Genomic DNA, 12,848 nt, shown 5'->3' with positions numbered 1-12,848 from the left:
GGTGGCTCATATCGAACCGCTGTCAATATTAGACAAGCCCGCGCATTATACGTAAATCTCAGTCTTAAGCAAGTGCCGCGTAGAAATTAATCACTCTTACGCAGATGCGAGTGCTATTCCACTCTGATTGTATACGCTTTTACGCGGCGCAAATTCCCTGGAAAGACGCCAGCAAAATGGATATTCGGGCGTTGTGCAGTTAGCGCTACTTGCCTGATAGTTAGCTCTTTCTCGCATCGGATTGAGACATGAATACTGAACTTCCCTTTTTGCTGATTTATATCTCTCTATCCGGACTGCTTGGGGTTCAGGATTTGCGTACTGGCCTATTGCCCGACAAATTCACCTGCCCTCTTCTCTGGAGTGGTCTTCTTTTTCATCAATGTTGCAACCCCACACAGTTGTCCGATGCACTTTGGGGAGCCATTGCAGGGTATGGTGTATTTTCTCTGTTCTATTGGGGATACCGCCTGGCATGGCATCAAGAAGGATTAGGCTATGGAGACGTAAAATTTCTCGCCGCACTTGGCGCGTGGCATCGATGGGACTCATTACCTCTGTTGATCTTACTTGCCGCCGGGCTGGCTTGCTGCATGACAGGTGTAGCATTTATAACGCATGGAAAAAAGAAACTAAAAAACCCGCTGCCTTTTGGGCCATATCTGGCGGCTGCGGGTTTTGTTGTTGGCTGGCTAAATCTGATACAGGGCGGTTAGTCGCTGACCTTAATTTGCGATTGCAGATAGTTTTGCAATCCAAGTTTTCCAATCAGATCCAACTCCGTTTCGAGCCAATCGATATGCCCTTCTTCTTCGGTCAGGATCTCAATCATCATGTCCCGACTAACATAGTCATGAACGCTATCGGCGTAAGCAATGGCTTCGCGTAAATCTTTCGCACCATCAAGCTCGAGTCGAAGATCGGATTGCAGCATCTCTTCAACATCTTCACCAATCCCCAACTTACCTAGATCTTGTAAGTTTGGGAGACCTTCTAAGAATAAAATACGCTCAATATATTTATCAGCGTGTTTCATCTCATCGATAGATTCATGGTACTCAACATCATTGAGGCGAGTCAGTCCCCAGTTTTTAAACATACGAGCATGGAGAAAATACTGGTTGATCGCGACAAGCTCATTTCCCAATAGTTTATTGAGATAATTTATGATTTTAACATCACCTTTCATTTTATAGTCCCTCCGCTTCCACTCTTAGAGCGTAGATGGGGCTACAGGGATGTCAAAAAAAAGAGTGTGACTTAGGCGATCTCTTTAAATTCTGGCATTTGAGTTAATTCATCCTGCATGACTTCACGCGCAGCACGAATGCACTTACCGCACTGATTTCCAACAGGAATAAACTTACGTAATTGCTGAAAGGACTGAGGATGAAACTGGCGAACAGCCTGACGAATTTTTTTATCACTTATCGCATTACACAAACAAACGTACATGATCGCTCCCGTTCAATTTCTGCGCAAAGTGTAAATGAGAATAGTTATGATTACAATAGCACAACGCTATTTACGCGGCGGGAGAATGAATAAAAAATGCGAATAAATATGACAGCTACTAAATTGCAGGCAGCAAAAAGGGCGCCTAAGCGCCCTTTTTAAGCTCAAAGCCAATTAATCAATAATTAGCTCATTACTTTAGCAACAACGCCCGCACCTACAGTACGGCCGCCTTCACGGATTGCGAAACGCAGACCGTCGTCCATCGCGATCGGGTGGATCAGGGTAACAACCATTTTGATGTTGTCGCCCGGCATTACCATCTCTACGCCTTCCGGCAGTTCGATGGTACCAGTCACGTCAGTAGTACGGAAGTAGAACTGCGGACGGTAGCCTTTGAAGAACGGAGTATGACGGCCGCCTTCGTCTTTGGACAGAATGTACACTTCAGATTCGAACTTGGTGTGCGGCTTGATAGAGCCCGGCTTAGCCAGTACCTGACCACGTTCGATTTCTTCACGTTTGATACCACGCAGCAGAACACCAACGTTCTCACCAGCACGGCCTTCGTCCAGCAGTTTGCGGAACATTTCAACGCCAGTACAGGTAGACTTAGCAGTCTCTTTGATACCAACGATTTCAACTTCTTCACCAACTTTGATGATACCGCGTTCTACACGACCGGTAACAACGGTACCACGACCGGAGATGGAGAATACGTCTTCGATTGGCAGCAGGAACGGCTTATCGATAGCACGTTCTGGTTCCGGGATGTAAGAATCCAGGAAGCCAGCCAGTTCGATGATTTTCGCTTCCCACTCTGCTTCGCCTTCCAGCGCTTTCAGAGCAGAACCACGAACGATCGGAGTGTCGTCGCCCGGGAAATCGTACTGAGACAGAAGTTCACGAACTTCCATTTCTACCAGTTCCAGCAGCTCTTCGTCATCAACCATGTCGCATTTGTTCAGGAACACGATGATGTACGGAACGCCTACCTGACGACCCAGCAGGATGTGCTCACGAGTCTGCGGCATCGGGCCGTCAGTCGCAGCAACAACCAGGATCGCGCCGTCCATCTGCGCAGCACCGGTGATCATGTTTTTAACATAGTCGGCGTGGCCCGGGCAGTCTACGTGTGCGTAGTGGCGAGTCGGGGTGTCATATTCAACGTGAGAAGTGTTGATGGTGATACCACGAGCTTTTTCTTCCGGCGCGTTATCGATCTGGTCGAATGCACGAGCAGCACCGCCGTAGGTTTTAGCCAGTACGGTAGTGATTGCAGCGGTCAGGGTAGTTTTACCGTGGTCAACGTGGCCGATGGTGCCGACGTTAACGTGCGGTTTTGTACGTTCAAATTTTTCTTTAGACACGGCTATATTCCTTACTATAGTGCTCTCCCCTATGGAGAGAGCACGGGACTTAGGTTTTAATCCTGTGGATTATTTACCACGGGCTTCAATAACGGCCTGAGCAACGTTGTTCGGCGCATCGTCGTACTTCAGGAACTCCATGGAGTAAGAAGCACGGCCTTTGGTCAGAGAACGCAGCTGGGTTGCATATCCGAACATTTCAGACAGCGGAACTTCAGCATGGATAACAACGCCAGTGACGTTGGATTCCTGACCACGAAGCATACCACGACGGCGGCTCAAGTCACCGATTACGTCACCGGTGTTCTCTTCCGGAGTCTCTACTTCAACCTTCATGATAGGCTCAAGCAGAACTGGTTTCGCTTTCTTAAAGCCATCTTTGAAGGCGATAGAAGCGGCCAGTTTAAACGCCAGCTCAGAGGAGTCAACGTCATGGTAAGAACCGAAGTGCAGACGCACGCCCAGATCAACAACCGGGTAACCAGCCAGCGGGCCAGATTTCAGCTGTTCCTGGATGCCTTTATCAACGGCCGGGATGTATTCGCCAGGAATTACACCACCTTTGATGTCGTTGATGAACTCGTAGCCTTTCGGGTTTGAACCCGGCTCCAGCGGGTACATGTCGATAACAACATGACCGTACTGACCGCGACCACCAGACTGCTTAGCGTGTTTACCTTCGATATCGGTAACTTTCGCGCGAATCGCTTCACGGTAAGCAACCTGAGGTTTACCGACGTTCGCTTCAACGTTGAATTCACGCTTCATACGGTCAACGATGATGTCGAGGTGCAGCTCACCCATACCAGCGATAATGGTCTGGTTAGATTCTTCGTCAGTCCATACGCGGAATGACGGGTCTTCTTTAGCCAGACGGCCCAGAGCCAGACCCATTTTTTCCTGGTCAGCTTTGGTTTTCGGTTCTACCGCGATGGAAATTACCGGCTCAGGGAATTCCATACGTTCCAGAATGATCGGGTGATCCGGGTCACACAGAGTGTCACCAGTGGTCACGTCTTTCAGACCGATAGCAGCAGCGATATCGCCCGCGCGAACTTCTTTGATCTCTTCACGTTTGTTAGCGTGCATCTGTACGATACGGCCGAAACGTTCACGTGCAGTTTTCACGGAGTTCAGGATGGTGTCACCGGAGTTAACCACACCAGAGTACACGCGGAAGAAGGTCAGGTTACCCACGAACGGGTCGGTAGCGATTTTGAATGCCAGAGCAGCAAACGGCTCGTCATCGCTAGCATGACGCTCAGCAGGAGTATCTTTACCGTCGTCCAAAATACCGTTGATCGCAGGTACGTCGACTGGGGATGGCAGGTAATCAATTACCGCATCCAGCATCGCCTGAACACCTTTGTTCTTGAACGCAGAACCACAGGTTACCAGGATGATTTCGTTGTTCAGAACACGCTGACGCAGAGCTTTTTTGATCTCTTCTTCAGTCAGTTCTTCACCACCCAGGTATTTCTCCATCAGCTCTTCTGAAGCTTCCGCAGCGGACTCGATCAGGTTCTGGTGCCATTCTTCAGCCAGTTCCTGCATGTCAGCCGGGATATCTTCATAAGTGAAGGTTACGCCTGCATCTTCTTCGTTCCAGTTGATGGCTTTCATTTTCACCAGGTCAACAACACCGGTGAACGCTTCTTCAGCGCCAATTGCCAGCTGCAGCGGAACAGGGTTCGCGCCCAGACGGGTTTTGATCTGACCAACAACTTTCAGGAAGTTCGCACCCATACGGTCCATTTTGTTAACGAACGCAATGCGCGGAACTTTATATTTGTTTGCCTGACGCCATACGGTTTCAGACTGAGGCTGAACACCACCAACTGCGCAGTAAACCATTACTGCACCATCAAGCACACGCATGGAACGTTCTACTTCGATTGTGAAGTCAACGTGCCCCGGGGTGTCGATGATGTTTACGCGATGCGGTTCGTACTGCTTAGCCATACCAGACCAGAATGCAGTAGTCGCTGCGGAGGTGATAGTAATACCACGCTCCTGCTCCTGCTCCATCCAGTCCATGGTGGCTGCGCCGTCATGAACTTCACCGATTTTATGGTTTACACCGGTGTAGAACAGAATACGTTCGGTAGTAGTGGTTTTACCGGCGTCGATGTGCGCACTGATACCGATGTTACGGTAGCGCGCGATGGGTGTTGTACGAGCCATTTGATTCCTCGTTTATCTTTTAGGCGTTCAATTTAAGTAGCCCAAAGCGGGCTGCTTACTAGAAGCGCCCGCCTGGTGACTAAAACTCCGAAGGGATTACCAACGGTAGTGTGCGAACGCCTTGTTGGCTTCTGCCATACGGTGAACGTCTTCACGTTTCTTAACTGCAGTACCTTTGTTTTCTGCAGCATCAGAAAGTTCGTTCGCCAGGCGCAGAGCCATGGATTTATCACCGCGTTTACGAGCAGCTTCAACGATCCAACGCATTGCCAGAGCATTACGACGGACCGGACGGACTTCAACTGGTACCTGATAAGTAGAACCACCAACGCGGCGAGACTTAACTTCGACAGTCGGGCGCACGTTTTCGAGAGCTACTTCGAAAGCTTCCAGTTCGTTTTTACCAGAACGCTGAGCCAGGGTCTCCAGCGCGCTGTATACGATAGTTTCGGCAGTAGATTTTTTACCATCTACCATCAGGATATTTACAAATTTAGCCAGCAGTTCTGATCCGAACTTCGGATCCGGCAGAATTTTACGCTGACCAATGACGCGACGACGTGGCATGGAAATACTCCGTTGTTAATTCAGGATTGTCCAAAACTCTAAGAGTTTAGTTTGACATTAATATAAAACGTTTGGCCTTACTTAACGGAGAACCATTAAGCCTTAGGACGTTTCACGCCATACTTGGAGCGTGATTGCTTACGGTCTTTAACGCCGGAGCAGTCAAGCGCACCACGAACGGTGTGGTAACGAACACCCGGGAGGTCTTTTACACGACCGCCACGGATCAGGATCACGGAGTGCTCCTGCAGGTTGTGACCTTCACCACCGATGTAGGAAGTCACTTCAAAACCGTTAGTCAGACGAACACGGCAAACTTTACGCAGTGCGGAGTTCGGTTTTTTAGGAGTGGTAGTATATACACGAGTACATACGCCACGTTTCTGCGGGCATGCTTCCAGCGCAGGCACGTTGCTTTTTGCAACTTTGCGTGCACGTGGTTTGCGTACCAGCTGGTTAACTGTTGCCATTAAATAGCTCCTGGTTTTAGCTTTTGCTTCGTAAACACGTAATAAAACGACCTCATACAATATGAGGACGCAGAATTTTAGGTCGGTGTCGAAAAGGTGTCAAGAAATATACAACGATCCCACAATTACCAGGACATCTGGCTGGGATGCTTCACCGTAAGTCTGACGAAGTCAGTATAGCTAACCCTGACGACACTGTCTGAAATTTGACCACTCAAACCGCGAGCCTTAATGTCTTCTTCCAGCACATAAACCTTAATGGAGGCATTTTGCAGACTTTCAAGGAAACGGCTTCCTTCGATTGCTGCCGTCACGCCATCCTGGAGCAATAAAAGCTCATCGTCTTTATCTACCAGGCGAAGAAGAGAGGAGAAATCGGTAAGCCACGCGGAGCGATGTAGTGTGTGCAGCATGGGAGTCTCAAAACCTTAAAATGACGTCATAGTTGCCTAACTCACGGCGTAAATCTTCCGGTTCAAGCGCCGTCGCATCAACCACAAAATTCGCCCCCTCTGCCAGGCCTCGCTCACGCAATGAGGCCGCACAAAGCCAGCATTGTTCTATATCGTACAATCCTAACAGTTTGAAAGTAGCAATATAGTCTCGCGCCAGAACGACATCCGGTTGTTGACCCTGGAGGATCTGGAAGACACCATCACCGATAAAGAACACGCCGAGATCTTCCGTTAATGCAGATGTCGCCAGTAAAGCATCCAGTCCTTCGCGGCCGGATGCGCTGCCGTGCGGCACAGTAGAAAAAACAAAGGCAACACGTTTCATTAAAACTGCACCACGCGATCGCACGTCAGGGATGCTTCAGCCAGCGATCCAAGACCGCTGAGAGTAAATCCTGATTGTAAATTAGCACCAGACAACCCTAGCCGTGTTGCTTCAGTCTCATCAACAACACCACGCCGCAAGGCTGCCGCAACACAGATATTCAGCGCCACACCATGCTGTTGGTGAAGCTTTTGCCAGGCTCGAACTAAATCAAATTCATCACTGGCGGGCGATGTCAGAACGTTCGCGTTATACACGCCCTCACGATAAAAGAAAACGCTACACAACTCGTGTCCTTCTTCGAGTAGCGCATGCGCAAATTGCAATGCGCTACTCGCTTGCTGTGTGCCGTAGGCGGGCCCGGTTACCATGATGGCAAAACGCATTACTTATCTTGCCCCTGGAAATCACCGCTTTTGAACTGGCGAATATAGAGGTAGACCGTGTGCTTAGAGATGTTCAGACGATCGGCGACCTGGTTGATGGCATCTTTAATATCGAAGATGCCTTTCTCATACAAATTCAGGACGATCTGGCGGTTCTTCGCGTTGTTGGAAACATTGCGATCGGCATTTACTTCTTCGATTGTGAATTCCAGCGTCTGGGTAACCAGATCTTCCACCGAAGAAGCGAAGTTGACGGCAGAGCCCACTTCCGGGGTTTCCGGTGGGATAAAGGTATTCATTATCTGCGAGAAAGGGACATCAAGGTTCATGTTGATGCACAGCAGACCAATCACGCGATGCTCACGGTTGCGAATGGCAATCGTCACCGACTTCATCAAGACACCGCTTTTCGCGCGTGTGAAATAACACTTCGACACGCTGCTATCCGCACCCGTCATATCATGCAGCATACGCAACGCAAGGTCGGTAATCGGCGAGCCAATTTTACGGCCCGTGTGTTCACCGTTAGCGATGCGAATGGCCGAGCATTTCAAATCCTGCAAAGAGTGCAATACGATTTCACAATGGGAACCAATGAGCATCGCCAACCCGTCCACTACCGCTTCATAGGATTTAAGGATATCGAAGTCGGTTTGATCGAAAGGACGTTGATCCAGTAAATCTAGCTCACTGGTTTCGTTGGTTAAAAGCGACCTGGACATGAAAAAAAGCACTCCTTTTCAGGAGCCTGTCGTTATGTTGTCAGGGCAGGCTCATCACTATTATAGGGGCATCTAAAGTAATACAGCGCACAAGGCGCTTTCCAGTATTAATTATATCCTGTCGATAATAAAAAACCGCCGCCCTGTGGGCGGCGGTTTTTGTTCTCTTACTTTTTGCTGCTGTCTGCAGCTTTATCAGCCGGTGCAGCTTCTGGCTGCGCATCGGCTTTTGGTGCCGGTTTGATATCTAACAGCTCAACATCAAAGACCAGCGTGGAGTTTGCCGGGATGCCCGGAACGCCAGTTTTACCGTATGCCAGATCCGGTGGGATAACCAACTGGATTTTGCCGCCTTTCTTGATGTTTTTCAGGCCTTCAGTCCAGCCCGGGATCACGCCGTCAAGACGGAAAGAGAGCGGCTCACCACGGGTGTAAGAGTTATCAAACTCTTTACCATCGATCAGCGTACCTTTGTAGTTTACGACTACAGTATCGCTGTCTTTCGGAGCGGCACCGGTACCTTCTTTCTCTACTTTGTAGACCAGGCCAGTGGCAGAGGTTTTAACGCCTTTCTCTTTAGCAAATTTCTCGCGGTATACTTTACCTTTGGCTTCGTTGTCAGCCGCGTCTTTTTCCATTTTTGCCTGAGCGGAGCTCTTCACGCGCGCTTCAAATGCCTGCAGAGTTTGTTCGATTTCCTGGTCAGACAGTTTGCTCTTATCTGCAAACGCATCCTGAACACCCGCGATCAACTGATCTTTATCCAGTTTGATGCCCAGTTTTTCCTGTTCTTTCAGGGAGTTTTCCATATAACGACCCAGGGACGCGCCCAGCGCGTAAGCGGCTTTTTGGTCGTCATTTTTGAATGCTGCTTTGCTGTCAGCAGTAGCGGCTGGTTTCGCGGCATCAGCAGCGAAGGTGATCGGGGCATGCAGTGCAACGGCCATTGTGGTCGCCAGCAGCGTTACTTTAAACAGTGATTTCATCCATCTCTCCAGGGCCGGGGCATCTCACCCCAGGGTTAACTAACATAAAAATGTACTATAAAGCGTTGCAGAACAAATCAACATACAGGCACGCCCTATTATCACCACTTTTCAGACTCTTTTTGTTTAAATTAGTTTCGTGACCGAAGATTGTGTGCTGTGCAAACAGGCAAAGTTAAGTAGAATTCGCCGCAGTCCGCGATCTGCCGGAGAAAAACAGAAGAGGTGAATCATGCAGGATACAACGATGGAAACTCGCCTGGCTGAGCTGGAGAGTCGCCTGGCGTTTCAGGAGATAACCATTGAAGAGCTGAACGTAACCGTGACCGCGCATGAACTGGAAATGGCCAAACTGCGCGACCATCTGCGTCTGCTGACAGAGAAGCTCAAAGCCACTCAGCCGTCTCATATCGCGTCACAGTCTGAAGAGACCCCTCCGCCACATTATTGAGACGTAAAAAAAGCGGGGATATCCCCGCTTTTTTTGTGTCCGAAAGCGCTAACACTTATCGGATCTACTCACATATACCCAAAGGATTTCAAATCACAGCAAGGCGGCAAGCTTGAGGAAGTCCTGGGAGCATAGATAACTATGTGACCAGGATTCGAAAGCGCAGCCAACACCGCTGTGGGTTGAAAGACGAAGGGTATTAGTGGCAACCGCAGCCGCCGCCGTTACCTTTACCACCACCGCCGCAGCAGCCTTCGCCGCCGTGCTCGTGACCATGGTCGTGACCGTGACCACCGCAGCAACCGTCATGACCGTGGTCATGATCGTGGTCGTGGCCGTGCGCGCCGTGAACGTGGCCATGAGCCAGTTCTTCTTCGGTCGCTTCGCGGATCGCGACAACTTCGACGTTGAATTTCAGATTCTGGCCAGCCAGCATGTGGTTACCGTCAACCACAACGTGGTCGTCTTCCACTTCGGTAATTTCTACCGGTACCGGCCCCTGGTCAGTTTCAGCCAGGAAACGCATGCCAACCTGCAGTTCGTCAACGCCCATGAAGACGTCTTTAGGAACGCGCTGCACCAGATTTTCATCATACTGACCGTAAGCGTCGTTTGCGCCTACAGCAACGTCGAATTTATCGCCAACTTCATGACCGTCCAGCGCTGTTTCCAGGCCAGAAATCAGGGAACCGTGACCATGCAGGTAGTCCAGCGGTGCACTCACCGGAGACTCATCAACCAACACACCGTCTTCTGTACGTACCTGATAGGCCAGGCTGACCACCAGGTCCTTTGCTACTTTCATGATATCTCCTGAGCATGGAAAGAATAGTGGCGCAGATTGTAGCGGAATTCTGCACCCGTGTACCCTCTAGCTTAAAAAAAGCTGCGGCATATCGCTAGTCCGGATGAAAAATCCCGATCACTTGCTCTTCTTTGCGAACGTGCTCGCGGGCCTGTTTATCGGCCTCGCGCATCTGATGACCGCACTTAACACACTCAACAATATCGATATTATTTTCACGCCACATCGCCAGCGAATCCTGCGCCTGGCAGGACGGACATTTTGCACCTGCAATAAAACGTTTACGAATTGCCATGGTTATCCTCTACTCAAATTCATCCCAGCCATCCAGTTGGCGCCGTTCTTTCTGCATCTCCCGCTGGAAAATCTCCTCCAGCTCGCGTCGGGCCTCTCTGGCACGAGAGATTTGCACCGTATCGGTGTGCATTGGGATCAATTCCCGTAGCATGTGCATATCGAGTCGACGAAAATGCAACTGGGCACGCTGCGCCTGATGCGGATGCATCCCCAACGACACCAGCGCTTTGCGCCCCAGTTCCAGTGCGCTCGAGAAAGTTTCACGGGAAAACTGCGTGACACCTGCCTGTAATAACTCATGCGCCTCTACACGTCCGCGCGCTCGCGCAAGAATATGCAGATGCGGAAAATGTTGTTGGCACAATTCCACCAGCTTCATCGTGTCTTCAGGTTCATTGCAGGTGATCACAATAGACTGCGCCGCCTCTGCGCCAGCGGAACGTAAAAGCTCCACCTGTGTGGCATCGCCGTAATAGACTTTATAGCCATATTTACGCATCAGATTCACCGCACTAATATCCCGTTCCAGAACGGTAATACGCATCTTATTGGCCATTAACAGGCGACCGATGACCTGACCAAAGCGCCCAAACCCCACCACAATAACCTGCGGCTTATCGTCTTCCACCCAGGGTTTTTCATCTTCTTCATCCGGGCCGTTAAACTGGCGGGAGAGCCATTTATCAATCAGCTTCATCAGCAGTGGCGTGGTCATCATCGACAGCGTGACGGTTACCAGCAAAAGTGCCATTTGATCGCCCTGAAACAGCCGCTGGGAAGATGCTGTTGAAAAAAGCACGAAGGCAAATTCTCCGCCCTGGCTTAGCACCCCCGCAAATTGCATCCGCTCCGAGCTTCTCATGCCGTTCAGTCGCGCCAACACATAGAGCACCAGCGTCTTCACGATGACCAGTACTATCACGCTCGCCACTACCCACAAAATATGGGTATAAAGCACGCCAAGGTTAAGTGACATCCCCACAGAGATGAAAAATAACCCGAGCAAAAGCCCTTTAAAGGGATCAATCGCCGTTTCCAGTTCATGTCGGTATTCGCTTTCCGCCAGCAGCACGCCAGCGATAAACGTTCCCAGCGCCATCGACAGCCCCAGCGCATCCATAAATAAAGCAGAACCCAGCACCAACAGCAGCGTCGCAGCGGTGAATACTTCCCGCACGCCGGACCCCGCAATAAAGCGAAATACAGGACGCAGCAGATAGCGTCCGCCAATCAACATGCCAGCAAAAGCCAACACTTTCATGCCCACTTTGATCCAGTCAAAATGTTCATCGGCTGATCCTGCTAACAGCGGAACCAGCGCCAACGCCGGGATCACCGCCAGATCCTGGAACAACAGCACCGAAAAGCCCAGTTGTCCGGATTCGCTGCGGTTCATCCCTTTTTCCCGCATCAGCTGTAACGCCATTGCGGTCGATGACATCGCCAGACCAATGCCGCCAACCACTGCCGCCTGCCAGGAAAAGTCAGTGAGCATCAATAACCCTGCCAGGACAAGCGCGCTAAGTAACACCTGCGCGGCACCGACACCAAAAATTGAACGCCGCAATTGCCATAGTTTGGCCGGGTTAAGTTCCAGCCCGATGATGAACATCAGGAAGACCACGCCCAGCTCGGAGAAGTGCAGAATTTCATCCACATCGCTGATGAATCCAAGTCCCCATGGGCCAATAGCGATCCCCGCCAGCAAATAACCCAACACCGGTCCAATACCCAGCCGCGATGCCAACGGCACCGCAGCCACCGCCGCGAAAAGGAACAGCACTCCCGCAGTCAATAAATCAGAACCTTCCATCAGCGGCCTCCCACAGGGATCGGATTCGCCAGCCAGTCACCATACGCTTTCGCATGGCTGTCCAGCTCCTGCTTCGTTTGCCGTCTGGCCCAGTAAACGATGATGGGGCTCATCCAGTGCATCCGGCACATTCCTGCCGTCAGCTCGAAAGGGCGTAGCACATCACTCATCGGATAGCGGTTTAGCGCGTCATAGCGGTAGGCGCTTTCCGGTTCGCCGGTAGTGATCACACTCCGCCAGTACTTTCCCGCCAGTTGATTCCCTCCGGGGCCACTGGCAAACCCGCGGCTCAGTACGCGGTCAAGCCACTCCTTTAGCAGGGCCGGGCAGCTATAGGTATAGAGCGGATGTTGAAAAACAATCACATCATGCTCACGCAGCAGTTCCTGCTCGTGAGAAATATCGATAAAAAAATCGGGATAGTGCGCGTATAGGTCGTGCACGGTAACATTACTGAGCTGTATGGCCGGTTTAAGCAGAACCCGGTTCGCGACCGAGTCCTGAGATTCCGGATGGGCATACAGCAGCAACACTTTCGCTGGCTGGGACATCATCCCCCTCC

17 protein-coding genes are annotated in these 12,848 nt (G+C 50.6%); 2 read left to right on the top strand and 15 right to left on the bottom strand.

The genetic code is table 11. From position 1 onward, the window contains the following. The first annotated feature begins 248 nt into the window (after positions 1-248). Positions 249-716 carry an A24 family peptidase gene (locus tag HV041_RS22175; protein ID WP_048213524.1) on the top strand — a complete coding sequence of 156 codons (468 nt, stop codon included), beginning with the start codon at positions 249-251 and terminating at the stop codon, positions 714-716. Here the strand turns inward: HV041_RS22175 and bfr are convergent. The 11 genes from bfr to fkpA form a co-directional block, all read right to left on the bottom strand. Continuing rightward, positions 713-1,189, bottom strand: a complete 477-nt coding sequence (gene bfr / locus HV041_RS22170) for a bacterioferritin (protein WP_040232010.1) — start codon at positions 1,187-1,189, stop codon at positions 713-715. The two genes, HV041_RS22175 and bfr, sit on opposite strands and share 4 nt — an antisense overlap. Before the next feature lie 71 nt (positions 1,190-1,260). Further along, entirely contained in the window at positions 1,261-1,455 is a 195-nt protein-coding gene (gene bfd / locus HV041_RS22165; RefSeq protein WP_003031111.1) for a bacterioferritin-associated ferredoxin, read from the bottom strand. 185 nt (positions 1,456-1,640) lie between these two features. After that, positions 1,641-2,825 carry an elongation factor Tu gene (gene tuf, locus HV041_RS22160; protein WP_003031109.1) on the bottom strand — a complete coding sequence of 395 codons (1,185 nt, stop codon included), beginning with the start codon at positions 2,823-2,825 and terminating at the stop codon, positions 1,641-1,643. A gap of 69 nt (positions 2,826-2,894) precedes the next feature. Further along, on the bottom strand, positions 2,895-5,009 hold the full coding sequence (gene fusA / locus HV041_RS22155; RefSeq protein WP_003023659.1) for an elongation factor G: 2,115 nt from the start codon (positions 5,007-5,009) through the stop codon (positions 2,895-2,897). A 96-nt stretch (positions 5,010-5,105) separates the two neighbouring features. Then, complete coding sequence (gene rpsG / locus HV041_RS22150; RefSeq protein ID WP_003023657.1) at positions 5,106-5,576, bottom strand: 30S ribosomal protein S7; 471 nt, start codon at positions 5,574-5,576, stop codon at positions 5,106-5,108. 95 nt (positions 5,577-5,671) lie between these two features. Continuing rightward, a complete protein-coding gene (rpsL, locus tag HV041_RS22145) occupies positions 5,672-6,046 on the bottom strand; it encodes a 30S ribosomal protein S12 (RefSeq protein WP_003023654.1) in 375 nt (124 codons plus the stop codon). A 125-nt stretch (positions 6,047-6,171) separates the two neighbouring features. Continuing rightward, positions 6,172-6,459, bottom strand: a complete 288-nt coding sequence (gene tusB / locus HV041_RS22140) for a sulfurtransferase complex subunit TusB (protein WP_008786292.1) — start codon at positions 6,457-6,459, stop codon at positions 6,172-6,174. A gap of 7 nt (positions 6,460-6,466) precedes the next feature. Further along, positions 6,467-6,826, bottom strand: coding sequence for a sulfurtransferase complex subunit TusC (gene tusC, locus HV041_RS22135; RefSeq protein WP_121585138.1), 360 nt, complete (start codon positions 6,824-6,826; stop codon positions 6,467-6,469). Further along, positions 6,826-7,212 carry a sulfurtransferase complex subunit TusD gene (gene tusD, locus HV041_RS22130; protein WP_005121677.1) on the bottom strand — a complete coding sequence of 129 codons (387 nt, stop codon included), beginning with the start codon at positions 7,210-7,212 and terminating at the stop codon, positions 6,826-6,828. Before tusD ends, tusC begins: the two co-directional genes overlap by 1 nt. Continuing rightward, positions 7,212-7,934, bottom strand: a complete 723-nt coding sequence (locus HV041_RS22125; RefSeq protein ID WP_003023643.1) for a transcriptional regulator — start codon at positions 7,932-7,934, stop codon at positions 7,212-7,214. Before HV041_RS22125 ends, tusD begins: the two co-directional genes overlap by 1 nt. Positions 7,935-8,101: 167 nt before the next feature. Further along, positions 8,102-8,920 (bottom strand): FKBP-type peptidyl-prolyl cis-trans isomerase, encoded by an 819-nt coding sequence (gene fkpA, locus HV041_RS22120; RefSeq protein ID WP_048213527.1) that lies wholly within the window; start codon positions 8,918-8,920, stop codon positions 8,102-8,104. Between the two features lie 232 nt (positions 8,921-9,152). On the opposite strand from fkpA, the gene HV041_RS22115 reads away from it, so the two are divergent. After that, a complete protein-coding gene (locus HV041_RS22115; RefSeq protein WP_003023639.1) occupies positions 9,153-9,371 on the top strand; it encodes a protein SlyX in 219 nt (72 codons plus the stop codon). A 199-nt stretch (positions 9,372-9,570) separates the two neighbouring features. On the opposite strand, the gene slyD is transcribed toward HV041_RS22115, so the two are convergent. From slyD to kefG, 4 genes are all read right to left on the bottom strand, one after another. Continuing rightward, positions 9,571-10,176, bottom strand: a complete 606-nt coding sequence (gene slyD, locus HV041_RS22110) for a peptidylprolyl isomerase (RefSeq protein ID WP_003023634.1) — start codon at positions 10,174-10,176, stop codon at positions 9,571-9,573. Between the two features lie 94 nt (positions 10,177-10,270). Further along, on the bottom strand, positions 10,271-10,471 hold the full coding sequence (locus HV041_RS22105) for a YheV family putative zinc ribbon protein (protein ID WP_048213528.1): 201 nt from the start codon (positions 10,469-10,471) through the stop codon (positions 10,271-10,273). Between the two features lie 9 nt (positions 10,472-10,480). After that, entirely contained in the window at positions 10,481-12,286 is a 1,806-nt protein-coding gene (gene kefB / locus HV041_RS22100; RefSeq protein WP_048213529.1) for a glutathione-regulated potassium-efflux system protein KefB, read from the bottom strand. Further along, positions 12,286-12,837, bottom strand: a complete 552-nt coding sequence (kefG, locus tag HV041_RS22095; RefSeq protein ID WP_048213530.1) for a glutathione-regulated potassium-efflux system ancillary protein KefG — start codon at positions 12,835-12,837, stop codon at positions 12,286-12,288. The genes kefB and kefG overlap by 1 nt, the downstream gene beginning before the upstream one ends. Positions 12,838-12,848: the final 11 nt, after the last annotated feature.

Source organism: Citrobacter sp. RHBSTW-00029 (assembly GCF_014104295.1).
GTDB lineage: Bacteria > Pseudomonadota > Gammaproteobacteria > Enterobacterales > Enterobacteriaceae > Citrobacter > Citrobacter youngae.
Note: the sequence above shows the minus strand (reverse complement) of the source record. Positions and strands in the feature narration are given on the sequence as shown.

Bases quoted from the DNA above. Each gene is read 5' to 3' on its own strand.
- bfd (WP_003031111.1), bottom strand. From the start codon at position 1,455: ATGTACGTTTGTTTGTGTAATGCGATAAGTGATAAAAAAATTCGTCAG.
- HV041_RS22115 (WP_003023639.1), top strand. From the start codon at position 9,153: ATGCAGGATACAACGATGGAAACTCGCCTGGCTGAGCTGGAGAGTCGC.
- slyD (WP_003023634.1), bottom strand. From the start codon at position 10,176: ATGAAAGTAGCAAAGGACCTGGTGGTCAGCCTGGCCTATCAGGTACGT.
- HV041_RS22125 (WP_003023643.1), bottom strand. From the start codon at position 7,934: ATGTCCAGGTCGCTTTTAACCAACGAAACCAGTGAGCTAGATTTACTG.
- HV041_RS22105 (WP_048213528.1), bottom strand. From the start codon at position 10,471: ATGGCAATTCGTAAACGTTTTATTGCAGGTGCAAAATGTCCGTCCTGC.
- kefB (WP_048213529.1), bottom strand. From the start codon at position 12,286: ATGGAAGGTTCTGATTTATTGACTGCGGGAGTGCTGTTCCTTTTCGCG.
- tusB (WP_008786292.1), bottom strand. From the start codon at position 6,459: ATGCTGCACACACTACATCGCTCCGCGTGGCTTACCGATTTCTCCTCT.
- rpsL (WP_003023654.1), bottom strand. From the start codon at position 6,046: ATGGCAACAGTTAACCAGCTGGTACGCAAACCACGTGCACGCAAAGTT.
- tusD (WP_005121677.1), bottom strand. From the start codon at position 7,212: ATGCGTTTTGCCATCATGGTAACCGGGCCCGCCTACGGCACACAGCAA.
- fkpA (WP_048213527.1), bottom strand. From the start codon at position 8,920: ATGAAATCACTGTTTAAAGTAACGCTGCTGGCGACCACAATGGCCGTT.
- HV041_RS22175 (WP_048213524.1), top strand. From the start codon at position 249: ATGAATACTGAACTTCCCTTTTTGCTGATTTATATCTCTCTATCCGGA.
- tusC (WP_121585138.1), bottom strand. From the start codon at position 6,826: ATGAAACGTGTTGCCTTTGTTTTTTCTACTGTGCCGCACGGCAGCGCA.
- kefG (WP_048213530.1), bottom strand. From the start codon at position 12,837: ATGTCCCAGCCAGCGAAAGTGTTGCTGCTGTATGCCCATCCGGAATCT.
- bfr (WP_040232010.1), bottom strand. From the start codon at position 1,189: ATGAAAGGTGATGTTAAAATCATAAATTATCTCAATAAACTATTGGGA.
- rpsG (WP_003023657.1), bottom strand. From the start codon at position 5,576: ATGCCACGTCGTCGCGTCATTGGTCAGCGTAAAATTCTGCCGGATCCG.
- fusA (WP_003023659.1), bottom strand. From the start codon at position 5,009: ATGGCTCGTACAACACCCATCGCGCGCTACCGTAACATCGGTATCAGT.